This window comes from Frankia sp. Mgl5, assembly GCF_023242985.1.
Classification (GTDB): domain Bacteria; phylum Actinomycetota; class Actinomycetes; order Frankiales; family Frankiaceae; genus Parafrankia; species Parafrankia soli.
This window is the reverse complement of record NZ_JALKFY010000008.1, coordinates 117,450-141,724: the sequence shown is the minus strand read 5'-3', so window position 1 is coordinate 141,724 and position 24,275 is coordinate 117,450. Positions and strand designations below refer to the sequence as shown.

16 protein-coding genes and 3 pseudogenes are annotated in these 24,275 nt (G+C 70.7%); 11 read left to right on the top strand and 8 right to left on the bottom strand.

Annotated features, from left to right (window positions below):
* The first annotated feature begins 104 nt into the window (after nt 1-104).
* Nucleotides 105-2,741, top strand: a complete 2,637-nt coding sequence (locus tag MXD62_RS06425) for a cation-translocating P-type ATPase (protein ID WP_248828504.1) — start codon at nt 105-107, stop codon at nt 2,739-2,741.
* A 278-nt stretch (nt 2,742-3,019) separates the two neighbouring features.
* Here MXD62_RS06425 and MXD62_RS06420 read toward each other — a convergent pair whose 3' ends face one another.
* From MXD62_RS06420 to MXD62_RS06405, 4 genes are all read right to left on the bottom strand, one after another.
* Nucleotides 3,020-3,592 (bottom strand): NADAR family protein, encoded by a 573-nt coding sequence (locus MXD62_RS06420; protein ID WP_251081347.1) that lies wholly within the window; start codon nt 3,590-3,592, stop codon nt 3,020-3,022.
* Nucleotides 3,593-3,663: 71 nt separating this feature from the next.
* Complete coding sequence (locus MXD62_RS06415; protein ID WP_248828502.1) at nt 3,664-4,407, bottom strand: histidine phosphatase family protein; 744 nt, start codon at nt 4,405-4,407, stop codon at nt 3,664-3,666.
* Between the two features lie 40 nt (nt 4,408-4,447).
* Nucleotides 4,448-6,577 (bottom strand): cytochrome c oxidase assembly protein, encoded by a 2,130-nt coding sequence (locus MXD62_RS06410; RefSeq protein WP_248828501.1) that lies wholly within the window; start codon nt 6,575-6,577, stop codon nt 4,448-4,450.
* A gap of 5 nt (nt 6,578-6,582) precedes the next feature.
* On the bottom strand, nt 6,583-7,215 hold the full coding sequence (locus MXD62_RS06405) for a copper resistance CopC family protein (protein ID WP_248828500.1): 633 nt from the start codon (nt 7,213-7,215) through the stop codon (nt 6,583-6,585).
* 139 nt (nt 7,216-7,354) lie between these two features.
* Here MXD62_RS06405 and MXD62_RS06400 point away from each other — a divergent pair, with 139 nt between their 5' ends.
* From MXD62_RS06400 to MXD62_RS06380, 5 genes and pseudogenes are all read left to right on the top strand, one after another.
* Nucleotides 7,355-8,224 (top strand): LLM class F420-dependent oxidoreductase, encoded by an 870-nt coding sequence (locus MXD62_RS06400; RefSeq protein ID WP_248828499.1) that lies wholly within the window; start codon nt 7,355-7,357, stop codon nt 8,222-8,224.
* A 339-nt stretch (nt 8,225-8,563) separates the two neighbouring features.
* Nucleotides 8,564-8,902, top strand: a pseudogene (locus tag MXD62_RS40100) (DUF1028 domain-containing protein); the annotation flags it as partial.
* Nucleotides 8,876-9,528, top strand: a pseudogene (locus MXD62_RS40095) (helix-turn-helix domain-containing protein); the annotation flags it as partial. The pseudogenes MXD62_RS40100 and MXD62_RS40095, both read left to right, overlap by 27 nt.
* Nucleotides 9,529-10,235: 707 nt before the next feature.
* Nucleotides 10,236-10,919: a hypothetical protein gene (locus MXD62_RS06385; RefSeq protein ID WP_160144392.1), complete on the top strand. Its 684-nt coding sequence runs from the start codon at nt 10,236-10,238 to the stop codon at nt 10,917-10,919.
* Between the two features lie 52 nt (nt 10,920-10,971).
* Nucleotides 10,972-13,161 (top strand): DUF262 domain-containing protein, encoded by a 2,190-nt coding sequence (locus tag MXD62_RS06380; RefSeq protein ID WP_248828496.1) that lies wholly within the window; start codon nt 10,972-10,974, stop codon nt 13,159-13,161.
* Between the two features lie 21 nt (nt 13,162-13,182).
* On the opposite strand, the gene MXD62_RS06375 is transcribed toward MXD62_RS06380, so the two are convergent.
* Together MXD62_RS06375 and MXD62_RS06370 are read right to left on the bottom strand one after the other, a co-directional pair.
* Nucleotides 13,183-13,530, bottom strand: a complete 348-nt coding sequence (locus MXD62_RS06375) for a VOC family protein (RefSeq protein WP_248828495.1) — start codon at nt 13,528-13,530, stop codon at nt 13,183-13,185.
* A gap of 143 nt (nt 13,531-13,673) precedes the next feature.
* Entirely contained in the window at nt 13,674-14,660 is a 987-nt protein-coding gene (locus MXD62_RS06370; protein ID WP_248828494.1) for a LysR family transcriptional regulator, read from the bottom strand.
* 123 nt (nt 14,661-14,783) lie between these two features.
* On the opposite strand from MXD62_RS06370, the gene MXD62_RS06365 reads away from it, so the two are divergent.
* A complete protein-coding gene (locus MXD62_RS06365) occupies nt 14,784-16,031 on the top strand; it encodes an MFS transporter (protein WP_248828493.1) in 1,248 nt (415 codons plus the stop codon).
* Between the two features lie 112 nt (nt 16,032-16,143).
* Here MXD62_RS06365 and MXD62_RS06360 read toward each other — a convergent pair whose 3' ends face one another.
* Nucleotides 16,144-17,931 (bottom strand): bis-aminopropyl spermidine synthase family protein, encoded by a 1,788-nt coding sequence (locus MXD62_RS06360; RefSeq protein WP_248828492.1) that lies wholly within the window; start codon nt 17,929-17,931, stop codon nt 16,144-16,146.
* A gap of 30 nt (nt 17,932-17,961) precedes the next feature.
* Here MXD62_RS06360 and MXD62_RS06355 point away from each other — a divergent pair, with 30 nt between their 5' ends.
* From MXD62_RS06355 to hypF, 4 genes and pseudogenes are all read left to right on the top strand, one after another.
* Nucleotides 17,962-19,350: an FAD-dependent oxidoreductase gene (locus MXD62_RS06355; RefSeq protein ID WP_248828491.1), complete on the top strand. Its 1,389-nt coding sequence runs from the start codon at nt 17,962-17,964 to the stop codon at nt 19,348-19,350.
* A 142-nt stretch (nt 19,351-19,492) separates the two neighbouring features.
* Nucleotides 19,493-21,208, top strand: a complete 1,716-nt coding sequence (locus MXD62_RS06350) for a YhjD/YihY/BrkB family envelope integrity protein (RefSeq protein ID WP_248828490.1) — start codon at nt 19,493-19,495, stop codon at nt 21,206-21,208.
* Nucleotides 21,209-21,226: 18 nt separating this feature from the next.
* Nucleotides 21,227-21,349, top strand: a complete 123-nt coding sequence (locus MXD62_RS40090; protein ID WP_368862320.1) for an acylphosphatase — start codon at nt 21,227-21,229, stop codon at nt 21,347-21,349.
* Nucleotides 21,303-23,108, top strand: a pseudogene (gene hypF, locus MXD62_RS06345) (carbamoyltransferase HypF); the annotation flags it as partial. The gene MXD62_RS40090 and the pseudogene hypF, both read left to right, overlap by 47 nt.
* A gap of 437 nt (nt 23,109-23,545) precedes the next feature.
* Here the strand turns inward: hypF and hypB are convergent.
* Entirely contained in the window at nt 23,546-24,229 is a 684-nt protein-coding gene (gene hypB, locus MXD62_RS06340) for a hydrogenase nickel incorporation protein HypB (RefSeq protein WP_248828489.1), read from the bottom strand.
* Nucleotides 24,230-24,275 lie beyond the last annotated feature (46 nt).

The following is a 24,275-nucleotide window of genomic DNA, read 5'->3' as shown; positions in this document are numbered from 1 at the left end:
CCGAACTGTCGGCGGCGGGGTGTCCAATACCGTTGGCGCTCGGGGGACACACACCCAGGGACACCCGGGATCCCCGAGGACCGACCGACCGAAAGTGAGTGACGATGGACCGGCCAGCGGCCACGACGTCCGCGTCCACCGAACAGGACGACCCCCGGGACGAGCCGCGCACGGCGACCGACCTCGACACGGATCCCGGCGCCGACACGGACACCGGTGTCGACACCGACACCGACACCGACACCGACCTTGGCACTGACGCGCGTGGCCTGAGCGCCGCCGAGGTCGCGGAGCGGGTCGCCGACGGCCGGGTGAACGACATCCCGGTCCGTTCCAGCCGGTCGGTCGGCGAGATCGTCCGGGCGAACGTCCTCACCCGGATCAACGCGATCATCGGCGTGCTCTTCGTCTTCATCGTGATCGTCGGCCCCGTCCAGGACGCCCTGTTCGGCGGCGTGATCATCGCCAACACCCTGATCGGCGTCATTCAGGAGATCCGCGCCAAGCGGACCCTCGACCGGCTCGCCGTCGTCGGCGAGGCCCGCCCGGTCGTCCGGCGTGACGGCGTCGCCGCCGAGCTCGCGGCGTCCGAGATCGTTCTCGACGACGTCGTCGAGCTCGGCTCGGGCGACAAGATCGCCGTGGACGGGCTCGTCCTCGAGGCGGAGAACCTCGAGGTCGACGAGTCGCTGCTCACCGGCGAGGCCGACCCGGTGCACAAACGTCCCGGCGACACGGTCATGTCGGGGAGCTTCGTCGTCGCCGGGTCCGGCGCGTTCCGCGCGACCCGCGTCGGCCGCGCCGCCTACGCCGCCCAGCTCGCCGAGGAGGCGAGCCGCTTCACCCTGGTCCACTCCCAGCTCCGCAACGGCATCAACACCATCCTGCGGGTCGTCACCTGGATGATCATCCCGACCGGGGTGGCGCTGATCATCAGCCAGATCCTGGTGAACGACGACGACCTGGCGGAGGGCATCCGCCGGATGGTCGCCGGCCTCGTCCCGATGGTGCCCGAGGGCCTGGTCCTGCTCACCTCGGTGGCGTTCGCGGTCGGCGTGGTCCGGCTTGGCCGCCGCCAGTGCCTCGTCCAGGAACTGCCGGCGATCGAGGGGCTGGCCCGGGTCGACGTCGTCTGCCTGGACAAGACCGGCACCCTCACCGAAGCCGCGATGGACGTCGTCGAGCTGCGCATGCTCGACGACGACACCGGGGCCGGCGGAGGCAAGGAGACCGACGGGAGCGAGGCGACCGCCGAAGCGGTGCTCGGCACCCTCGGTGCCGCGGACAGACGTCCCAACCCCAGCATGCAGGCGATCATCGACGCCTGGCCGGCGCCCGCCGGCTGGACCATCCAGGCCGACATGCCGTTCTCCTCGGCGCGCAAGTGGAGCGGCGCCGAGATCACCGACCCGGCCGACCCGGACGGCTCGGCGGCCACCTGGCTGCTCGGTGCACCGGACGTGCTCCTCCCGGAGAGCCATCCGGCGCTCGCCGAGGCCGACCGGTTCGGCGAGCAGGGCCTGCGCGTCCTGCTGCTCGCCACCTACGGCGCGACCCTCGCCGAGGCCGTGGCCGACCCCGCCGAGGTCCCTGGACTGACCACCCCGGTCGCCCTGGTCGTCATCGCGCAGCGCCTGCGGGCCGACGCCTCGGACACGCTGCGCTACTTCGCCGAGCAGGGCGTCGCCGCCAAAATCATCTCGGGAGACAACGCCCTGTCCGTCGGCGCCGTCGCCCACACCCTCGGCCTGCCCGGAGCCGAGAACCCGGTGGACGCCCGCACGCTCCCCGCCGACCCGGAGGCCCTCGCCGACGTCCTGGAGGCGAACTCGGTCTTCGGTCGGGTCAGCCCGCAGCAGAAGCGGGAGATGGTCGCCGCACTGCAGTCCCGCGGGCACGCCGTCGCGATGACCGGCGACGGTGTCAACGACGTGCTCGCCCTCAAGGACGCCGACATCGGCGTCTCGATGGGCTCCGGGAGCCAGGCCACCCGGGCGGTCGCCCAGATCGTCCTGCTGAACAACAGCTTCGCCACCCTGCCCTCGGTCGTCGGCGAGGGGCGGCGGGTGATCGGCAACATCGAGCGGGTCGCGAACCTGTTCCTGACCAAGACGGTCTACTCGGTGCTGCTCGCCATCGTCGTGGTGATCACGCAGGTGCCCTACCCGTTCCTGCCCCGTCACCTGACCCTGATCGGATCACTCACGATCGGGATCCCCGCCTTCTTCCTGGCCCTGGCCCCGAACGCCGAACGGGCCCGCCCGGACTTCGTCGGCCGGGTCCTGCGCTTCGCGCTGCCCGCCGGGGTGCTCGCCGCCGCCGCGACCCTGGCCTCCTACTTCCTCGCCCGCTCCATCTACGACGGCGACCTCGACGCCGAGACGTCGATGGCGACGCTCACCCTGTTCCTCGTCGCCCTGTGGGCGCTGGCGATCGTCGCCCGGCCCTACACCTGGTGGCGGATCCTGCTCGTCGTGACGATGGCGCTCGCGTTCGCGGTCGTGCTGGCCGTCCCGTACGGGCAGGAGTTCTTCCAGCTCTCGCTCGTGGGCACCACCGGCCCGTGGACGGGCGCGGCCGTCGCCCTGGCCGGCGGCATCGCGCTGGAGATCAGCTGGGTGTTCACCCGCCGCCACCTCGACGCCCAGTCCGCCCGACACGCGGTCCGCGACACCGGTGCGGCTGGGCAGCCGGTCGGCGCTGCCAACCTCACGGGGCTCGATGGCCCCGCCGACGAGTGATGCCGCCGGCGAACTGAAAAACCCGGCCCACGAGGGGGCCGGGTGGTCTAGAAGATGAGCTTGGCATGCGCCACGCCCGCTTGTTCCGCCCATCAGCCCGCGTCCGCCGAAACAGAGGTTGAAGCCATCGATGTAGACGCCCACCTGCAGCGGCGGTGCGGCGGTCGTTGCGCTCTGCGGGCTCACGTCACTCCGCGTCCAGATCGTGCCGCCTCGGTCAGATGCGCCAGCCCGGCAACCAGCGGCGGTCTCCCTACGCTTCGTCGCGCCGTTCGGAGTCAGGACGTCGCTGTCGGCGTGGATGCGGCCAGCAGGGCGCGTACCTCCATGAGCGCGAAGCCGAGGAGGTTCAGGCCCGGCCAGGCACTCGGACGGCCCGCCCGCTGGTCGTCGGCCGCAACACCGATTCCCCAGATCCGGTCGACCGGACTGGCCTCGACGAGCGTCCGCACGCCGGTACCGAGGAGGAACTCGCGTAGCGCGGGGTGCTGGGCGAACTTCGCGGTGTTGCCGCGCACGACGATGCCGTGGCGACTGCTCGCCCAGACCTCCTCGTCGAAGCCGCGGACCTGGCGGCCCAGCACCTTCGCCTCACCTGGGCTCGTCGCGGCGAGTATCTGCTCGGCGGCTGCCTCGTCGCCGAACAACCGGGCCTTCTGCTCCATCATGAAATGCTCGGCACTGAGGTAGCTCGCGGCACCGACGGTGAACCCGGCCGGCCACCACTGGCTGAGGCAGCCCTTTCCGACACTGCCGTCGACGGGCGGCCGGTGACCCCAGAAGAACAGGAACTTCGGAAGCGCGTCCGTGGCCTCCAGCCGGAGCAGGTCGTCCACTGAACGGGGCTGCATGTCGATGCCGGGCATGCGGTGAAACTGCCAGATCCCGGCGATGTACGCCACTGCGTTCAGCGGTGGCACCGTCACCCGCCTTGGCGAGGTGGATCCCCGTGCGGCCGGGCAAGGTCGGAAAGATGAGTGGCCGTGTTGTACTCCGCCAGTGTCAGCCGGTCGCCGTCGTGGACGAACCGGGTGATCGCCGCGTTGACCACCGGCCCCTCGGCGACTGTCGCGGCGAGGTCGTCGAAGGACAGGTTCTCGATCACGTACCGCGTCATGAGCACCACGGCGTCGTGCGCGACGAGGAACATCCGACGGCCTGAATGGCGGCGATCCAGATCTTCCAGCAGCGCAGTGAGGCGGACCGCGATGTCACCGAAGGACTCACCACCTGGTGGCCGGTAGGCGAACATCCCCGCGGCACGGCTCCGTTCGGCCTCGGCGGGAAAGCGTTCCGCGATCGCTGTGGATGTCAGCAGCTCCAACCGTCCCATCAGCCGGTCACCCAGCCGGTCGTCCACGGCAGGCGCCGGGAGCCGCAGCCCGGCGGCGTCCGCGGTGGTGGCGGCGATCTCCCAGGTCTGGAGCGCGCGCCGGTAGGGGGAGCAGACGACAACCTCAGGCCGATTCACGATGGGCGGACGCGCGGCGAGGCCCCGTCCCAGCGCGGCCGCCTCCGCTCGGCCGAGCGGGGCCAGCGGGACGTCGATGTCACGGCCGGTGATGCCGGACTCGGTCCGCCCCGCCGCCTCCGCCGCCGCGAAAGCGACGTTGGCGGTGCTCTGGCCGTGCCGGACGATCGTCACCTCCGCGAACGAATGGCGCACGGACACCTCCTCCCTTTGCGAGCCGGGACTGTTGGCGCGGTCAGGAGCCCGGTCCGCCGGTGGGGGAGCCGGTGTCGCCGCGCTGCGCCGGTACCGGTGGGACGGTCGGCGTCGCGGCCGGTGCGGGCCGTTCCCCGCTGAGGCGGGCCAGGTAGGCGTTGTAGGCGTCGAGCTGCGCGTCCACCCCGGAGGCGTCGACGCGGCGTTCGCGGGTGCGGGCGCGGCGCTCGTCAGTGCGGGCCCACTGCACTGCCAGGACGAGTAGCACCACCAGGGTCGGGATCTCCCCGAACGACCAGGTGATCCCCCCGGCCGTGCCCTGGTCGTGCAGCGGGCTCACCCCCCAGGGGCGGACGAGCTGCTCGTACCAGCTGCTGCCCAGCACCGTGGACGTGCTCATGATCGTGAGCCCGAGGAAGGCGTGGAACGGGACCACGGCCATCAGCATCAGCACCCGTCCGGGGTGCGGCGGCCGCTTCGGCAGCGGGTCGACGCCGATGAGGACCTCGAAGAAGTAGAAGCCCGTCATCAGGAAGTGGGCGTTCATCGCGAAGTGGCCGAGGTGGCTGTTCATCAGGTAGCCGAGCAGGTCGCTCAGGTACAGCACGTACAGGCTGCCGGCGAAGTTCGCGGTGACGAACAGCGGATGGGTCACCACCCGTGCGGGCCAGGAGTGCAGCCCGGCGAGCAGCCACTCGCGTGGCCCGGCGCGGTACGGCGCGGACGCCGGACGCAGCGCGCGCAGCGCGAGGGTGATCGGCGCGCCGAGTACCAGCGGGATCGGCGCCAGCATCGTGAGGATCATGTGCTGGGTCATGTGCACGCTGAGCAGCACCGGCCCGTAGACCCCGAGGCCGCCGGACGTCACGACGACGACCAGGGCGAGTCCGGTGAGGAACCCGACCGTGCGGCCGACCGGCCAGCTGTCGCCGCGGCGCGCCAGCCGGATGACCCCGGCCAGGTACAGGCCGGCGGCGAGGGCGACCAGGCCGAGGAACACCCAGTCGGGGCGCCAGGAGGAGAGGAGCCGTCCGGGGGTGATCGCCGGGGGCATCGGGTAGCCGAGCAGGGCCTCGGTGGGGTCGGTCGGCAGCGCCGAGTCGTTCACCGGCGGCGCCGTCTGCGACAGACCCGCGGCCAGGCCGAACGTCGCCGCGAGGACGCAGATCTCGACCATGGCGAGCCGCCGGAACGCGCTCAGCCGGGACGGCGTGCCCGCGTCCGCGTCCGCGTCCGCGTCAGTGTTCGCGCTCGCCTCCGCGTTCGTGGCGGTGCTCGCGTCCGGGCGGTCCCCGGTCGCGGCGGCGGTGATCATCCTGCGGCGCACGAGGCCGCCGAGCGCGACGGCGGTGAGGAGGCCGGCGGCCTTGCCGAGCACCAGCAGGCCGTACCGGTCGTCGAACAGCGGGCCGAACCCGCCGAGCCGGACGGCGGCGCTGGCCACGCCTCCGACCGCGGTGGCCCCCGCGGCCCAGGCGGCCAGCCGCGAGTAGCGCCGCAACGCGGCGAAGAAGGTGGTGTCCGGCAGGGCCCGCATGGTCAGCAGGGCCAGCAGGCCGCCCATCCAGACCACGGCCGCCGTGATGTGCAGGCCGAGCGCGATGACGGCGAGCGCGTGCTGTGACGATCCGGCCGCGTGCCCGGTGACGACCGGGGGGAGCAGCGTCGCGCAGGCGAGCGCGAGCAGCCAGCCGGCGGCAATGGTCGACATCAGCGTCGCGCTCACCAGCGCGACGACCAGCGCCGCGACGGCCACGATGAGCAGCGCCCTGCCCTGCGGGGAGGCGGAGACGAAGGAGCGCAGCGCCGCCGGGTCCAGGACGTCGCCGGGGGTGCGGGCGGTGATGTCGGACGCGGTGAACACCAGCTCGGCGAGCGCCGCGACCGCCCACACCGCCGCCGAGGCGGCGGCGGCCCGCCCGTGGCGGCGTGCCGCCGCGCCGAGCCGACCCTGCTGGGCCGGGATGAGCACGGCGGCGGCGAGCAGCCAGCCGACCGTCCCGACAGCGGCCACCTCGCTGACCACCCGGGCGACCGGCAGCCCCCAGTGGGTGAGCGAACCGGCGTCGGGCAGCCCCGGCAGGTCCACCGCCGCGGGGCCGGTGGCGACGACGGCCAGGAGCGCCACCAGCGCCAGCAGCGCGGCGAGCGCGACAACGGGAACGGCCATGGTTCCTACTCCCGGTTCCGTCGGATCAGCAGTACCGTGCCGCCGAGTACGGCCAGCCCGGCGATGACCACTCCGATGACCCAGCCGTTGCCGCCGTCCCCGGCGGGTTCCGAGGTGGCCGGCGGCGTCGGCGCGGGGTCTGTCGGCCGCGGCGCGGCGGTGGTCGCCGTGCCCGGGGTCGTGGCGCCGCCCGGCGGTGCCACCGGTTCGGGTGTGGCTGTCGTGGCCACAGCGGCGGGGGGAGCGGCCACCGCGAAGGAGAACTCGCCGCTGATCGGATGCCCGTCAGTCGAGACCACACGCCAGGTGACGTGATAGTCGCCCGCTGTGACGTCCCGCACCGCGACCGAGAGGGTGGTGTCGGTGACCTGCGGCGGATCGGCCGGGATCTGGCCGCCGCCGGCGCGGGTGACCGCGACAGTCGCATAGTCCGCCCAGACGGCCTCGCTGAACACCAGCGAGATCCGGGTGGGTGGCGCCTCCAGGGTCGACCCGTCGGCCGGGTCGGTGCTGCGTAGCGTTGAGTGCGCCCAGGCGGGACGGGGCGTGACGAGAATGACGGCCAGCATCATCACGGCGACTGCCGTCAGGGTCGTGAGTGCTGCGGTCGACGTCGCGGCGAGCGATCTTCGTTGCACCGGGTCCAGTCTACTTTCTACGTTTGGTAGAAGGATCGGCCGCGGTGTGGTCCCGGCCGAGCCGGCCGAGCCGGCCCGACCGGCGTGTCAGTGGGGTGGCGATCAACATTCTCAAGATCGGCAGCGCACAATGACGTCCATGCAGATCGGTGTCGTCTACCCGCAGATCGAGCTTCGAGGCGATCCGAACGCCGTCCGGCGGATCGGGACCGCCGTCGAGGACCTTGGCTTCGACCACCTGCTCGCCTACGACCACGTGCTCGGCGCCGTACATGCCGACAGGACGCCCGCGCTGTCAGGCCCCTACACCGAGCAGGACCCGTTCCACGACCCGTTCGTGATGTTCGCTTATCTGGCCGGTATCACCGAACGTATCGGTTTCGCGACCGGGGTCCTGATTCTCCCGCAGCGTCAGACCGCACTCGTGGCCCGGCAGGCAGCCGATGTCGATCTCCTGTCCGGCGGTCGGCTGCGTCTCGGCGTGGGGGTCGGCTGGAACTCCGTCGAGTACGAGGCCCTCGGCCAGGACTTCCGCACCCGCGGTGCTCGGCAGGAAGAACAGATCACGCTGCTTCGCCGGTTGTTCACCGAACCCGTCGTCGACTTCTCCGGCCGCTTCGACCGGGTCGACCGGGCCGCGCTCGTGCCGAAGCCGTCCCGGCCCGTCCCGATCTGGCTCGGCGGGTCCGGCGAGGCCGCGTTCGACCGGGCGGCCCGGCTCGCGGACGGTTTTGTCTTCTTCGGCGGCTTCGGCGTCGATCACGCCCTGGCCGCCTGGAAGCGGCTACGCGAGAAGTTGCACGGCCTCGGCCGGTCGGTCGAGGAGTTCGGCGCCGATTACGTGGTTCTTCCTCGGGGCGGAGTAGGCGACCTCACGGCGGAGATCGATGCCTGGCGCAAAGCCGGCGGAACCCACGTCTCCGTGGCCACGATGGGACGCGGCCTGGACTCCGCCGACGGTCACGTCGACTATCTCGCCACGGTCGCGGACGCGCTCAACCTGTCGTGACGAGCGCGGCAAGGCTGCCGAGCCGGTGAGGTCACGCGCCGGCCCACCCTCGCAGAGTTCTCCGGGGTGCCCGATCGGCCTCAGGGATGGGCGGTCTCCGGCAGAGGGAAGAGCTCCAGCGGAGGGTTCGGCTGCTACCTCTAGGGTTGCACGGGTGACGGTCTCGATCGTGGCCCGTGACCCTGAGACGGGGTGGCTGGGGGTCACGACCGCGAGCCGTGTACTCGCCGTGGCGCTGGGGGGACTTGGCGCTCGACTGGCTTCACGCGGGGTTGTCGGCAGACGACGTCGCGGCCCGGCTGCCGGCTGCCCGGGGCGGACGGGGCGTAGCTTGGGATCGTGGCAGCCGGCGGCGGAGTCGCGGTCGTGTCAGGGCCACGGGTGGAAGCGGAGGTCAGCGTCGCCCGGCGCGAGGACGTCTGCGTGGCGGCGAACCTGATGGAACACCCCGGAGTCGCTGAGCGGACCGTCGCGGCTTATGACGCCTCGGCGACGCAGCCCTTCCCAGCGCGGTTGGTCGCCGCACTGGCTGCGGCGGACCAGACTGGCGGCGATCTACGCGGCGGGCAGTCCGCCGCCCTGCGGGTCGTCGACCCGGCCACGCCGTCGGGCGACACGCGAAGCGGGCGTCCGGTCAGCGGCGAGGTCGATCTGCGGGTCGACGACGCCCGCGAACCGGTCGGCAAGCTACGCAGGCTGACGAAGATCGCCGAGGCGACGTTCACGTCGGAGGACCGGGTCCGCGATGTGATCCACAACTTCAACGCCGACGGGTTCGACTCCCTTTACTCGAAGTACGCCGGCGGGCGGCCCCGGAAGTTCACCCACCCGAGCGCAGGGAGATCAAGAAGATCGCGAAGTCCCGTCCCTCCGAGCGCCAGCTGCCGTTCTCGACCTGGAGCCTGACCAAACTCGCCGAGTTCCTGGTCGCAGAGGGGGTGGTCGCCGACATCAGCCATGAGGGCCTACGGGTCTTGCCCCGTGAGGAGGGCGTGTCGTTCAACCAGGCCCGGATCGCGATCGTCTGTGACAACTTCAGCCCGCACCTGTCGACCCGGGTCGACAGCCGGGTCGGGGACTGGGCGGCGGCGAGCAACGTCGAGATCGCCTACACCCCGACCTGCAATAGCTGGCTCAACCGCATAGAGGCCCAGTTCACCGCCCTGCGCTACTTCGCGTTGGACGGCACCGACCACCGCAACCACCGCGCCCAAGCATCGGTGATCCGCCGCTACATCATCTGGCGGAACAAGCACGCCCAAGACAAGCAGCTACGCCAGGTCGTTGACAGGGGCGAACGTAGCCTGACGCGGCACTACCACCCGGCGAGCCGCTTCTGGCCGTTCCAGTGGTACGAGACCGGAATCTATGTCGCCCTCACTCTCGCCCTCGCCGGGCTCTCCTTCTGGTGTGTCCGCTGCCTGTCCTGACCCGGCAGAATGTGGTATCCACCGGCACCCACTTCGGGAACCGTCCTTGTTGTCGATCCGCCGCTGAGTCATCTGACAGCCGGTGAAGTCTGGCGTGCGAGTGCGGGCGGACTCCCGGCGAGGTCCTGGGCGGTGACCATGCGGGAGTGTCGTCATCCCTGTGGGCCCACTGCGTTCGAGTACCACCATTCGTTCAGGCATGCCGGAAGCCGCTTTTCGCCACATATCACACAACGGGACCATACATCGCAAACGGCATTTTAAGTCGATGGTGCGCATTGATGTATAAATGTGGGAGTGGAGTGACGGGGGTGAGGTTTTAGGTCGGAATGCCGCCGCTGGCGCGGGTGAGATCCCTAGGATTTCGAGAAACAACGCCGCAATCTGCGACCAGGCTGCTGGAGTACTTCGAAGACGGAATGCAATCCTCGGGTCGTTGGATTCTGGTGGAAGATACAAGAGTGTGGCAATGACTTCGGAAATCGGGCGCCTGACGCGAAAATGCCGTCTGGCGCACGACAGCGGATTCTCTTTCACCCTGGCCGTTGGCAGGCCACGACTCCGACCTGAACGAGGTTTCGATGAGTGACCGGGTACTCGCGAAGCAGTTCACTGAAGACGCTGGCACGGCATTCGTGGCGGTCATCAGGCAGTACGGCCGTCCCGTCCGCCTCCAGGAGATCAGGAGCACCCTCGTCGATGCCGGTGTCCGGCTCGAGGACGCCAACCGTCAGTGGGAACGTCTCCGCGGCCTTCTCAAGGCACACCCGAACATCTCGAAACCGACGCCCACCACCTACGCGTGGTCTCCTGTGTCCCAGCCCTCGCAGGCCTCGCTGGCGGAGCTGTCAGCGCGGGCCCGCGTGCGGGCACCCGGCTGGCTCGTCCAAGCCTATGTCGACAACATCGCCGACAGCCTGGCACGTGCCGAGACCACCGGCCCCCGTGCCCAGATCGGCTGGACGGAACAACGCGAGCAGGAGAAGGCCGTGCTCCTGGCGGACCTCGTGGGCGGGGCCGAGCTGGTCGTGGCGGAGGGCCGTTCGGCGATGGATGTCGTGGACTGGCTCTTGGAAGAGGCGGCGCGCCGCCGGCTGCAGCCGGCGGGTCGGATCGGAGACCAGGTCCCGTTCGACCGCGCACGGCACGAGCCAGTCGGTGGGTCCCACCCTCGTCCCGGCCAGGAGGTCGGGGTCGTGCGGTCCGGTTTCTCGTGGTTCGGCAGCGGCGACGAGGTGGTGCTGGTCAAGGCACTCGTCACCTGACCAGAGTCAGGCTGCACCTCCTGGCGGCGTCCAGACGATGTGGGGAGAGGCCGTGCGCAAGGCGCGCATCACGAAGCCGATCGTCAAGGCGAACAGCATCGTGGTCCAGGAGCTGTTCGACGGGCGGACGTACCAGCTCGACGCCTTCCAGCGCAGCTACGCCTGGGAGCGGCCGCAGATCGAGGAACTCATCGGCGACCTTGCTGGCAAGTTTCTTCGACAGTGGGAAGACACCGACAACTACGGGGACGTCGACCAATACGACCCCTATTTTCTGGGTTCCATCATTGTCTATCGGCAGAACGGGCAGACCTACCTGGCTGACGGTCAGCAGCGGGTCACCACCCTGCTCCTCCTCCTGATCCAGCTGTACAAGATCGCATCTCATCGGGACGATGTCGACGATCTGAGAATGCAGCTGGGTGTACTCATACGCGGCGGTCGACCACTCAACCAGTCCTTCGCCGTACGCGTCGAGAACCTCGAACCGTACTTCGCTGCCCTGCTCGCTGACCACCAGTTCGGCATCGACGCGGCCTCCCCCGACATCCGGCGGGTGTGGGATGCATCCAATCACATCCTCGCCTGCTGCCCGGCGCAGATCAAAGAGGACCTGCTTCCCTACTTCGGCCGCTGGTTGCTGCACCGGGTCTCCCTCGTGGAGATGGACGCGGGCGATCGGGAACGCGGCCAGGAGATGTTCTCCACGATGAACGACCGAGGAGTCCGGCTCGCCCCGCTGGACCACCTCAAGAACTACTTGTTCAGCGACGCCCGCGACGACCTGGACAAGCTGGACGTGAAATGGAGATCCATGGTCACCGCGTTGGAGGCGGTGGACAGGAACGGCCCGCTCGAGTTCGTGCGGGCGGCGTTGCACGCGCGGTACTTCGACGTCGACCCGTCCGAGGAGTCCGAGCGCGCCCGTGAGCAGGCTCCTCATGAATGGCTTTCCAGGCATGAGGACGACCTGTGGCCGGCCCGGAAGAACGGCTCGCGCGTGAGCCTATTGACCGACTGGCTGGAGCCGCTGCACGGACGGTATCTGGACCTGCTGCGGGCGGCAGGGGAGTACCGCACCGAGTTCGAGGCGATCTGGTTCAACGCCCGCAACGGCGTTACCCGGCAGTTCGACCTCACGCTGGTGGCTGCCCGGACGGAGGACACCGAAGCGGTCTTCCTCGCCAAGGCCCGGCTGGTGGCCAACTTCGTCGACCTGTTCGTCGTCACCCGTGGCCTCAGCGGAGAGTCGTACGGCTCGTCCGACCTCGCCGAGGTCATTGACCCGCTGCTACCGCGGGTGCGCGAGTCCCGCACTACGGAGTCCCTCAGTCGGGAACTCGGCACGGCCGCCGCCGGTTGGTACGAGAGATTCGAAGAAATATCGTCGATGGGCTATCGTGAGGGCGGAAACCGGAACTTTCTCCTCTATTTTCTTGCCCGCCTAACCGCCTGGCTGGAGCGGGGAACCGAACGTCACGAGAGAGCGGACAGGATGCTCGCCCGAACGAACGGGAGGCGGCCGTACGAAATTGAGCACCTATTCACCAGGAAGCCCGGCATCTACGACACCGGGACATTGACCGGCACGGAGTTCAAGAAGCTTCGGAGCAGGCTGGGCGGGTTGGTTCTGCTGGACGGCGAGGAGAATGCCAGCATCGGCAGCATGTCGCTGGTGGACAAGATGGAGATCTACCCGCGATTCAACTGGCTCGCCGCCTCGGTTTCTCCGAGCAGTCACGAGGGCAGGGGAAAAGTCAAGTTCCGGAAGTTCGTTGCCGCCCAGAATCTACAGGACAAGTTCATCCCCTACACTCTGGGGGATTCCGTCCAGAGTTTCATCGACAAGCGGGCCGAACTCTACCGGGCGATGGCTGAACGGATCTGGTCGCCCGCCGCGCTCGGGTTGACCATCTTCTCCCCCCAGGAGGACGTCCCGGTCCCTGCGCATGCTGGGGGAAAGACCAGGAGAAGCTACGGTGTGACCGTCGCCGATCTTCTCCGAGCCGGCCTCGTCTTCCCTGAGGAAGGGCTGATAGCCCACGGCGGCGGAGTGGAGCACCGGGCGACGGTCCTCGCCAACGGACGAATTCGGACGGCGTCCGGCTCCTCGTTCACGACTCCGTCGGGCGCTGCCGCGGACGCCAGGGGAGTCGGTTGCAACGGCTGGGAGTTCTGGAAAGTCGAACGAAACAACCAGAAGCTGGACGCGGTGCGCCGGCGTTTCAGGAGCCCGGCCTGACCGGTAGCTTGACGGCGTCGGTCAGGTCGACGGGTTCTCGATCAGGGTGATGGTGTTGCCGGCCGGGTCGGCCACCGAGGCCAGCTTCGCGTTCTTGGCCGTCGCGGTGACCTCGCCGAGCGTGATGCCGCGCCCGGCCAGGACCGCCGTCTCGTCCTCGAGGTCGTCGACGGCGAAGTTCAACGCCGATCGTCCGGCGTGGTCGACGTCGCGGAAGACCTGCACCCAGGCGTCGTCGCTGATGTGCCAGTCCGCCAGCCCCGGCATCGGACGCGCGTCGGCGGGCCGGCCGAACAGCCGTTCGTACCAGGCGATCGACGCGTCGAAGTCGGCTACCGGGACGACGGACAGAACCTTGGTGACGGGCATGGGGATCACTCCAGACCGAGGCGGGCGCTCACGCGACATCATCTGCGCCTGGTCCTGCCCGTTCCGCCCCGACGTCACCACCCTGCCGGCGTCGCGCTCTCCTTACTTCTACTTCTCGCGCGGCCGGTCAGCGGTCGATCGAGTCACCTTGGTCGAGGTTGGCACCCGCGAACATTCGCGATGTCGCCGCCGCCGCGCCGTGGCGTCGTTGCCCAGGACGGGAGCCAGACCGTCTCAGGGAGCCTTGGCAGGGTTCCGAGGTGGGTGATGATCGCGCGGAGTCCTGGGTGTGGATTCGTTCTGGGGAGGATGAGCGAGAGTGGGTATGCGAGCGTCGGATTCACGATAGGGATGCGGCGTAGGTCGTGGTTCGTCGGCCAGATGTACCGGTCGCGTGCCCCGACGAGGGTGGCCACGTCTGCGGATTCCGCGAGGGTGTCCAAAAGTACCTCATCGCCGAAGTGCGGGCCTGCCGCGTCGATGCGTAGGTCGAAGTCGGTGGCGAGCTGGTCGTAGAACTCCGCCCATTCACTTCGGGGCGCGATACCCGGCACCCATATCCGATGCTGGCGCAGCTGCGGTGGCGTCAGAGTTCGCGCCGAGGCGAGCGGATGTCGCGGGCCGACGAGAAGCTCCAGCGGGGAGTCGAACGCGCGGATCATCCGCACGTCGCGTGGCAGCATGGCCGGGTCGGTGACGGTACGGAACGAGGCGTCGATATCGCCTGCCTCGACGGCGGTGACCGCCACGCGTGGGTCGTTGACCCTGAGGGTCACCACGTCGAGGTTGGTTTCGGGATGCGACCGCCAATAGTCGTGCAGAACAACGGCCTGCGCGCTTCGCAGGCCGAGAACGTCGATCCGAAGGGCCCGGGAGCCCGGCCTGACCGCGGTTATGGCGCGATCGACACCCGTGACGATGCTCCGCGCGTGCGGGAGAAAAGCCTGACCGTCGAGCGTCAGCTCAACCCCTCGGGCGGTACGGGTGAACAGCCGGACTTCCAGCCCGCGCTCCAGGGCGGCGATCCGCTTGGAAACCGCCTGCTGCGTCACGCCCAGCTCGTCGGCCGCATGTTGCAACTGTCCGAGCTCGGCCGCCCGGACGAACGATCGCAATGCCTCGGTGTCCACTGGTTCACCTTAGGTACGCACAACCGGTGGTTGTGGCTCGCCGAGGAATCGGTTGTTTGATCGCGCTCCAGCATGACTGATGTGCTTCGGGCATCCAAACCGTCGGTTGTCGTGAGGAGCCATGTGCGCGTGAGATCGGGGCCCGGATTCGGGTGGCTGTGGTCGGCCTACGCCGTCAGCACATACGGCACGTGGATCGCTTTCGGGGCGTTCCCGCTCATCGCGGTCCGGGTGCTGCGCTCGCCGGCATTCGCCGTCTCGCTCCTGGGAGCAGCCGGCCTCGCCGTCGCCGCGATCGTCGCGGTCCCGCTCGGGCCGTGGATCGAGCACCGGACCAAGCGCCCCGTGATGATCGCGACGGACCTGATTCGGTTCCTCGCCATGGCGAGCGTTCCGATCGCGTACCTCCTCGGCGTGCTGTCCTACGGCCAGCTGCTGGCCGTCTCGGTCATCTCCGGAACGGCGGGCATCGCCTTCACCGCCGCATCCGGTGCGTACCTGAAGCACCTCGTCCACTCGGACCATCTGCTCGTCGCGAACGGGAGATTCGAGGGCACGAGCTGGGTGGCGACCGCGGCTGGCCCGCCTCTCGGTGGAGCACTCATCGGGCTGCTCGGCCCGGTCGTCACCGTCGCCGCCGACGCCTTCAGCTACCTGCTCTCCGCGCTCGGGGTCCTCCGCATCCGTGGCGGCGACGTCGCAGCGCCCCGCGACGCGGCCACCAAGGTACGCGCCACTGACCTTCTGAGCGGCTGGCGATTCATCCTCCACGACCGCGCTCTACGACGTCTGTTCCTCAACTCCGTGACAGTCAGTGGTCTGATCATGGCCACCAGCCCGCTCCTGGCCGTCCTTCTGCTGGGCGAGTACCACTTCCCCGCCTGGCAGTACGGTCTCGCCTTCGGCATCCCGGCACTCGGCGGCTTCGCCGGCGCCCGTCTCTCCGCGCGCCTCGTCACCCGCTACGGTCGGCACCGCGTCATGGTCGTCTCCGGCTGGCTGCGCTCGATCTTCCCGCTGGGACTCGCCCTGACCCGTCCCGGCTTTCCCGGACTCCTCACGGTAATCGTCGTCGAGGCCCTGCTGATCACCTGCATGGGTGTCTTCAACCCCATCAACGCGACAGAACGCCTGCAGCGCACTCCCACCGACCACGTCGCACAAGTCCTCAGTGCATGGAGCATCAGCAGCAAACTCGCTCAGGCGACCCTCATGGTGATCTGGGGCGTCCTCGCGACGTTCACCAGCCCACTCACCGCCATCACCATCTCCGGCGTCCTCCTGCTCGCCACCCCCCTCTTCCTTCCCCAGCGGATGCACATGCCCGACCCCGCGGCTGGCGCGCCAGCCGAAGCTGTCCGTTCCGTATGACTCATCGCAACGCCCGGCTCACTCCAGAAGGACGCCGCTTCGCCCACGCAAGAGGTGAGCCCAACCGCGAACGACTTTGATTTCGCGTTCGTATCCAGGCCTGATCACCTGATCAATCCTGCCCATGGTTGGGATTCTGAGGGGCGGGCGCTGGTGCGGCCCTCGGCGCGCGGACGGCCTGGAGTACCCGCTCCAGGCGTGCGCGAGGGGTCTCGATCGCGGCCAGGTCCAGCGTGTCGAGATCGGCGGTGCCCACCTGGGCCCGGACCAGCGTGCGGGCGTCGTTCTTGGAGAGTGTCCGTCCGTCCCGGGCGGCCGCGCGGATCACGCCCTCGCGCAGCACGTTCCCGATCCGGCCATGGGCCCGTTCGAGCAGCCAGCGCGCGGCGACGTCTGACGCGGGCGGCCGGATCGGACCGTCGGCGCCCCCACGGGTGTCCGCGACGCCGACGCCGACCTCCGATTCGCCGGCGCCCGCGTCGACCAGATCCGCGTGGACGACCTCGTAGCCGCCGCTCTCGTTCCCAGCCGCCCCCCGTGGACGTCCCGCCGTGGCCGGTGGGGGGAACGTCAGGCGGTACTTCGGGGCGACCAGGCTCGCGAGAGCCGCCCGGGCACCGGGGGTCGACACGTCGGGATGGTCGACCGGCACGACGAACCGGACCTTCCGAGCGGTCACGGCGAGCAGGGCTCGCAGCAGCAGCGGACCGGGGTCGGCGGTGAGGTCCACGGCGACGTCCGCGTTGTCGCCGAGGTCGCGGAGGTAGTCCGAGCCGGTGAACAGCGAGCGCAGGCCGAGGCGGCGGGCGCCCGGCGATCCGGCGGCGGTGGCGTCGCCGATCACCGTCGCGGCCGGCCCGAGCTCGACCGCCGCGGTGCTCTCCACGGACTGCGTTCCGTGGGTGTAGATGCGCGTTCCGAAGCTCTCCACCGCCCGCTCGAGGACTTTCCACGTGCGGCTGGTCGGCGCGCACACGTACAGATCGCTGGCACTTCCCACGGCCTGCGCGCCGTCATAACGGTTGAACGCCGGCAGTATGGCTTCGAAGACGACACCGAACTGCTGCATGGACTGCTGTACCTGAAAACCCAGCATCGGATGGAGCCGGCTGTGGCCGTAGGCGACGACGACGACTCCGTTTTTCCGGTCACCCAGGCCGGCGAGCGCTCTCCCGAGGAAAAGACCGACCCCTTCGGGGGTGTACGGCGGATCGGTGAGGACGAGATCCGCCCACTCCCGCGCGGCGGGCGGCAGGGTGAATCGCAGGTCGCCGAACAGCGTGCGGATCGACAGTCCCTCGGATCGTGCCGTGGCGTCGATGTAGGCGAGGGTCCGCTCATCCAGGTCGACCACGGTGATCTCGACGCCGGGCTGCCGCCGGGCCAGCGCCACCGAGGTCAGGTCATGGTCGCCGACGAGCAGCACCCGCCGGCCGGCCAGGTCGTAGGTGGTGTCGAGCCAGGTAGCGCGGCGGGCGAGCGTTCCCGCTGTCGCGGCCACATGGTCGAGGTCCCGCCGCGGCGCGGGGGCGTTCTTGATCAGGAGGTCCAGGGCGCCGAGGTCGTCGTCGCGGGCCTCGCTCGCTGCGCCGGCCGGCTCCAGGCGGTCCAGAGCGAATCGGGCGCGATATTCGGCGATGACTTCCGGCCGTAGGCGGTAACCGTGCCTGTTTTCGGCGAGATCCGTGCCAAGGCTGCGTAGAAGCTCCTCAACCGCCCGCCGCGGTGTCGCGGTGTGCGCTATCAGAACCTCGATCGGCTGGCTGCCGCGGGTCAACAGCGAGAGAATTTCGCGCAGTGGGCGGGATCGCACACCGTAGCCGGCGACATAGGCGGCGACGTTGTCCATCGGGGCCTTATCGGCCAAGGACTCGTCCGTCGCGGACTTTTCGCCGGTCATGTTGGTATTCATATCATCGGGGGAGTAGCCGTGGTCGGGTCGGTCCCGGACGTGCCGTGGAAGTCGGCGGGCGGCGACCGGCCGGGGGTGTCCCGGGTGGTGGTCGTCGGCGGCGGCTTCGCCGGGGTGAGCCTGCTGCGCCGGCTGGAATCCGCGCTTCCGGCCGCCCGCGCGGAACTCGCCGTGGTCTCGCCGGTCGACCACCTGCTGTACACCTCGCTGGTGCCGCAGGTCTGCGCCAGCACGGTGGAGCCCCGCCACCTGGCCGTGGCGCTGCGCGCCGTCCTGCACCGCACGTTGCTGCGGCTCGGTGACGTCGTCGCCGCCGACCTGTCCGCGCGCACGGTCACCGTGCGCTCCGCGGACGCCGCCACCCGGACCGTCGGCTGGGACAGGCTGGTCCTCGCGCCCGGCTCGGTCACCCGCACCCTGGACGTGCCCGGCCTCGACGAGCACGCCCTCGGACTGAAGAACCTCGACGAGGCCGTGGCGCTGCGCGACCACGTCCTGCGCCGGCTGGAGCTGGCCGACGCCGCCGACGACCCGCGCCGCCGGGCGGCGCTGTGCACGTTCGTCGTGGTCGGCGGCGGTTACACCGGGACGGAGCTCGCCGCGCAGATGATCGGGTTCACCCGGCACGCCGCGGCGGCCTACCAGCGGCTGCGGCCGTCCGACGTCCGCTGGCTGCTGGTGGATCACGCGCCGCGGGTGCTGCACGAGCTCGCGCCCGCGCTGGGGCATCGCGCCGCGCGGGTGCTCGCCGGGCGTGGGGTCGAGGTCCATCTGGCCACCTCGGTGGTGGAGATCGGGGCCGAGGCGGTCACGCTCGCGGCTGGCGGGCCGACGGTCCGCACCCGCACGAGCGTGCCGACCCACACGGTCGTCTGGTGCGCCGGCGTGAGCCCCAGCCCGCTCGTCGCCGCGCTCGGGCTGCCCACCGCGCACGGCCGGCTGATCGTGGACGAGTTCTTCCGCGTGCCCACCGCGGACGGGGTGTTCGCGCTCGGGGACGCCGCCGCCGTCCCCGACGTGACGCGCGGGGGAGCGCCGGCCGGGCAGACCGCGCAGCACGCGATCCGCCAGGGCCGGGCGGCGGCCCGCAACGTGGCCGCCTCGCTCGGGTACGGCTCGCCGCGCCGGTACCGGCACCGTGACCTGGGCTTCGTGGTGGATCTCGGTGGCCGCGCCGCGGTGGCGAACCCGTTCGGCCTCACCCTGAGCGGGCCGCCGGCGGCGCTGCTGACCCGGGCCTACCACCTGGCCGCGCTCCCCGCGGGCGCGAACCGGGTCAGGGTGGCGACCGACTGGGTGCTCAACAGTGTGCTGGGCCAGGAGATCACCCATTTCGACGAGTCCGTCCCGGAGCGGGCGGAGATCGCCACGTCGGAGCACACCCGGATCTACCAGCCCACACGCTGACAGGTCGCCGGGGTGACAGCCGGCTGGAGATCCCGCGTGCGTCGCGCCGCCTCGGTGGAATACATCCCTACGATCGCGGAGGTAGGTCCAGTTCTTACCGGTGTGCCGCCGCCCGCGGCGCGCCGAGACGAGGAGGCGCGGGATGGCGCTCGGCGCTCGGCTGGATCGGGCGCAGCAGAGCAGGCCGAGGATCGCATTCCCGCTCGCGGTCGTCTACAAGTTCGCGGAGGACCAGGGCGGTTACCTCGCCGCGCTGATCGCGTTCTACGGATTCCTCTCCCTGTTTCCGCTGCTCCTGCTGCTCACGACCGGCCTCGGCTTCGTCCTCGCGGGGCATCCCGACATCCAGGAGCAGGTGGTGAGCTCCGCGCTCAGCCAGTTCCCGATCATCGGTGACCAGCTCCGCAGCGACGTCCAGGCCCTGCGCGGAAGTGCCGTGGCGGTGGCGATCGGCGTGCTCGGCAGCATCTGGGGCAGCCTCGGGGTGGCTCGCGCGCTCGGGAACGCGCTGGACACGGTCTGGGCGGTGCCGCGGCGCTCGCGGCCGAACCCCTTCTTCGCCCGGGTGCGCAGCTTCGGCCTCATCGGCCTGTTCGGGCTCGGTGTCGTGCTGACGACTCTGCTGTCCGCGATCACCACCCGGGCCGGCGACCTCGGCACCGGTCTCGGTGCCGGCGCACAGGTCCTCGCGGTGGTGCTCGGCATCGCCGGGAACACGGGCCTGATCCTGATGGCGTTCCGGCTGCTCACGGTCAAGTCGGTGACGTTCGGTCAGATCCTGCCCGGAGCCGCGATCGCCGCGCTGGGCTGGCAGCTGCTCCAGTCGGCCGGGACCTACCTCCTCCAGTACCAGCTACAGGGGCGCACGCAGGTCTACGGCCTGTTCGCCCTGGTCCTCGGCCTGATGACCTGGCTGTACCTGCTCGCCGCGGTGATCGTGTTCGCGATGGAGATCAACACTGTGCGCGCCGGACGGCTCTACCCGCGCGCGCTGCTCACCCCGTTCGTGGACGACGTCGTCCTCACCGACTCCGACCGGCGGGTCTACACCTCGTACGCCCAGGCGGAGCAGTTCAAGAGCTTCCAGCAGGTCGACGTCTCCTTCGACGACGTCTCCGCCGGCGGTATCTCCGCCGGCGGTATCTCCGCCGGCGGTATCTCCGCCGACGGCGCCTCCGCCAGCGATGTCTCCGTCGGCGAGGCCCCCTCCGGTGCCGCCTCCGTCGACCAGGATCGGCCCATGGAGCTGACACACGCGATGCGCACGACGGGCACCTGCCGGCGGTTCCGGCCCGACCCGGTGCCCGACGACGTCCTCACCGCCGCGTTCGACGCGGCCCGGTTCGGCCCGCAGGGCGGGAACCGGCAGCCCGTCCGGTTCGTGGTGGTCCGCGACCCGGAGCGCCGGCGGGTGCTCGCCGACCTCTACCTGGCCCGTTGGCAGCCCTACCTCGACGAGCGCGGGATCAGCACGCCGACCGAGGCCGACCACTTCGCGCGCACCCTGGCGGACGTCCCCGTGCTGATCGTGGTGTGCGCGAAGCTCGCGGCGCTGCATCCCACCGACACCGAGCTCGACCGGCTGAGCATCGTCGGCGGGGCGTCGGTCTACCCGATCGTGCAGAACCTCTGCCTCGCGCTGCGCGGCGCCGGGGTGGCCACCGCGCTGACGACGCTGCTGGTCGCCGACGAGCCGAAGGTCGTTGAGCTGCTCGGCATACCGGACGGCTACGCGACCGCCGCGCACCTCGCGGTCGGCTACCCCGAGCGCGGTTTCCCCAGCAACCTGCGGCGCCGTCCCGTCGAGGAGCTCGTCTTCGGGGAGGCCTTCGGACGCCCGCTGGGCGAGTCTGACTGAATCGGCGAGACTGGATGAATGACGCGAGAGCAGGTCGAGGTCGAGGTGACCGGAATCGTGCAGGGCGTCGGTTTCCGGCCCTTTCGTCTACGGGCTGGCCACCCGGCTCGGTCTGAGCGGCCAGGTCTCCAACGACGCTGAGGGCGTCCACATCGCGCTGGACGGCGCCGGCCCGGACGTCGCCGCGTTCCTGACCGCGCTGCGCGAGGAGGCGCCGCCGCTCGCCCAGATCGACAGCGTGGACGTCTCCGGCGGTCCCGCGCCGCCCGGAGCCGGGCCGGCGGCGCCGGGGTTCCGGATCGCCCCCAGCGACCCGGCCCGCGGCGGGGCCGGGCCGCGGACGCGGGTCTGCGCGGACAGTGCCACCTGCGCGGACTGCCTGGCCGAGCTCGCCGACCCGGCCGACCGGCGCTACCGCTACCCGTTCATCAACTGCACCAACTGCGGCCCCCGCTTCACGATCATCCGGGACGTCCCCTACGACCGGCCGGCCACGACGATGGCCGGATTCCGGATGTGCGCGCGGTGCCGGGCGGAGTACGACGACCCGGCCGACCGCCGCTTCCACGCCCAGCCGGTGTGCTGTCCGGACTGCGGCCCCACCCTCAGCTTCCGGCCCACCGCCGCCGCGTCGCCGACGTCCGACAAGCCGCTGGAGCGAGCAGCGGGGCTGCTGCGGGGCGGCGGGATTCTCGCGGTGAAGGGGCTGGGCGGGTACCACCTGGCCGTGCTCGCCGCGGACGGGTCCGCGGTGGCGACCCTGCGCCGGCGCAAGCACCGGGACGCCAAGCCGTTCGCCGTCATGGTGCGCGACCTGGCGACCGTCGAGGAGATGTGCTGCCTCGACCCCACCGCGCGCGTCCTGCTCGCCGGGCGGCGCCGGCCGATCGTCCTGGTCGAGCGCTGCCGGCCCGCCGGGCGGGTCGCCGAGGCGGTGGCGCCGGGCACCGGGACGCTCGGCGTGATGCTGCCGTACACGCCGCTGCACCACCTCCTGCTCGGCCTGCTGCCCGGCCCGATCGTGCTGACCAGCGGCAACATCTCCGACGAGCCGATCGTGTACCGCGACGAGGAGGCCCTCGCCGCGCTCAGCCCGGTCGCGGACGGTTTCCTCGCCCACGACCGGGCCATCCACACCAGGCTCGACGACTCGGTCGCCCGGTCGGTGCGCGGCCGGGAGACGCTCGTGCGCCGCTCCCGCGGCTACGCTCCGGAGCCGCTGCCGCTGCCCTGGGACGTCCAGCGGCCGGTGCTGGCCTGCGGGGCCGAGCTGAAGAACACCGTGTGCCTGGCGGCGGGGCGGCGGGCGTACCTCTCCGGCCACATCGGGGACCTGGAGAACCACGAGACGCTGCGGTCGTTCGTCAGCGGGATCGACCACCTGCGCCGGCTGTTCGACATCTCGCCCGAGCTGGTCGCGCACGACCTGCACCCGGAGTACCTGTCCACGAAGTGGGCGCTGGAGCAGGACCTGCCGGTCGTCGGCGTGCAGCACCACCACGCGCACATCGCCTCCTGCCTGGCGGACAACGGTCATCCCGGGCCGGTGCTCGGTGTGGCCTTCGACGGCCTCGGCTTCGGTCCGGACGGCACCCTGTGGGGCGGGGAGTTCCTGTGGGCCGACCTGGCCGGCTTCACCCGGCTCGCGCACCTCACGCCCGTCCCGATGCCCGGGGGCGTCGCCGCGATCCGGGCACCATGGCGGATGGCCGCCGCCCACCTGCTCGCCGCCGGCGTCGCCGACCCGGACCGCCTCGCGGTCGCCCGCCGCAACGCCGACCGCTGGGACGCGGTCGCCGCCCTGGCCAGGTCCGGTGCCGCCCCGTCCCGGGTGGGTGCCCCGCTGACCAGCAGCGTCGGACGGCTGTTCGACGCGGTCGCGGCTCTCGTCGGTGTCCGGGACACGATCACCTACGAAGGGCAGGCCGCGATCGAGCTGGAGCGGATCGCCGCCCCCGGCGACTACGGCCGCTACCCGGCGAGCCCCCCGCCGTCGGGTGCCGGGCTGCTGCTGCCGGGCGCCGACCTGATCCGCGGTGTCGTGGACGACCTGCGCGAACGCGTCGACCCCACGGTGATCGCCGCCCGGTTCCACAGCACGCTGGCCGGGCTCACCGTCGACACCTGTGCCGCCCTGCGCGACAGCCTCCTGGGCGGCCCGGGAGCCCCGGGCGGCCAGGGGCTCCCGGCATGCCCGGCGGGAACGGTGGCGCTTTCCGGCGGTGTCTTCGGCAACCTGCGGCTGCTCGGCGAGATCATGGACGGGCTGGTCGACCGGGGCTTCACCGTCCTGACCCACTCCCGGGTTCCCTGCAACGACGGCGGGATCAGCCTCGGTCAGGCGATGGTCGCGAACGCCCGCAGCCAGCCGTACCAGTCGGCGAGCCCGGTGCCGGCGGTCGCCGACACCGGCAGCACCGGGGCGGACGGGTTGACCAGCCGCACGGCCTCGATGAACAGGTCGCCGTCGAAGGCGAGGTAGGGCAGCAGGTCGACCTTGGTGAGCAGAACGAGGTCGGCGACCCGGTACATGTGCGGGTACTTGCTGGGTTTGTCCTCGCCTTCGGTGACCGAGGCCAGCACGACCCGGGCCGACTCCCCGAGGTCGAACAGCCCCGGGCAGACCAGGTTGCCGACGTTCTCGATCAGCACCACCGCCCCGGGCGGCGGGTCGAGCTCCCGCAGCGCCCGCCCGACCGTCGCCGCCTCGAGATGGCATCCGGTCCCGGTGTTCACCTGGACGGCCCGGGCCCCGGTGGCACGGATGCGCTCGGCATCCAGCGGTGTCTCCTGGTCGCCTTCGATGACGGCGCACGGGACAGTTCCCGCCACGGCCTGGATCGTGTGCTCCAGCAGCGTCGTCTTCCCCGCCCCCGGCGAGCTCATCAGGTTGACGGCCGACGCCCGCCGGGCCGCCAGCCACGCCCGGTTGTCATCCGCCGACTCCTCGTTGCGCGCCAGCACGTCCATTTCGAGCCGCAGCGTCCGCGTTTCGGCCTCACAACCGCAGGTGCCGCACATCAGCCCACCTCCGCTCCAACCTGCCCGGACGTCCAACCCGCCCGGA

Excerpts from the sequence above, each read along its gene's own strand:
- MXD62_RS06420 (WP_251081347.1), bottom strand. The coding sequence starts at position 3,592 with ATGCAGCCCCGTTCAGTGGACGACCTGCTCCGGCTGGAGGCCACGGAC.
- MXD62_RS06360 (WP_248828492.1), bottom strand. The coding sequence starts at position 17,931 with ATGACCGGCGAAAAGTCCGCGACGGACGAGTCCTTGGCCGATAAGGCC.
- MXD62_RS40090 (WP_368862320.1), top strand. The coding sequence starts at position 21,227 with ATGACGCGAGAGCAGGTCGAGGTCGAGGTGACCGGAATCGTGCAGGGC.
- MXD62_RS06350 (WP_248828490.1), top strand. The coding sequence starts at position 19,493 with ATGGCGCTCGGCGCTCGGCTGGATCGGGCGCAGCAGAGCAGGCCGAGG.
- MXD62_RS06375 (WP_248828495.1), bottom strand. The coding sequence starts at position 13,530 with ATGCCCGTCACCAAGGTTCTGTCCGTCGTCCCGGTAGCCGACTTCGAC.
- MXD62_RS06400 (WP_248828499.1), top strand. The coding sequence starts at position 7,355 with ATGCAGATCGGTGTCGTCTACCCGCAGATCGAGCTTCGAGGCGATCCG.
- MXD62_RS06425 (WP_248828504.1), top strand. The coding sequence starts at position 105 with ATGGACCGGCCAGCGGCCACGACGTCCGCGTCCACCGAACAGGACGAC.
- MXD62_RS06410 (WP_248828501.1), bottom strand. The coding sequence starts at position 6,577 with ATGGCCGTTCCCGTTGTCGCGCTCGCCGCGCTGCTGGCGCTGGTGGCG.
- MXD62_RS06385 (WP_160144392.1), top strand. The coding sequence starts at position 10,236 with ATGAGTGACCGGGTACTCGCGAAGCAGTTCACTGAAGACGCTGGCACG.
- hypB (WP_248828489.1), bottom strand. The coding sequence starts at position 24,229 with ATGTGCGGCACCTGCGGTTGTGAGGCCGAAACGCGGACGCTGCGGCTC.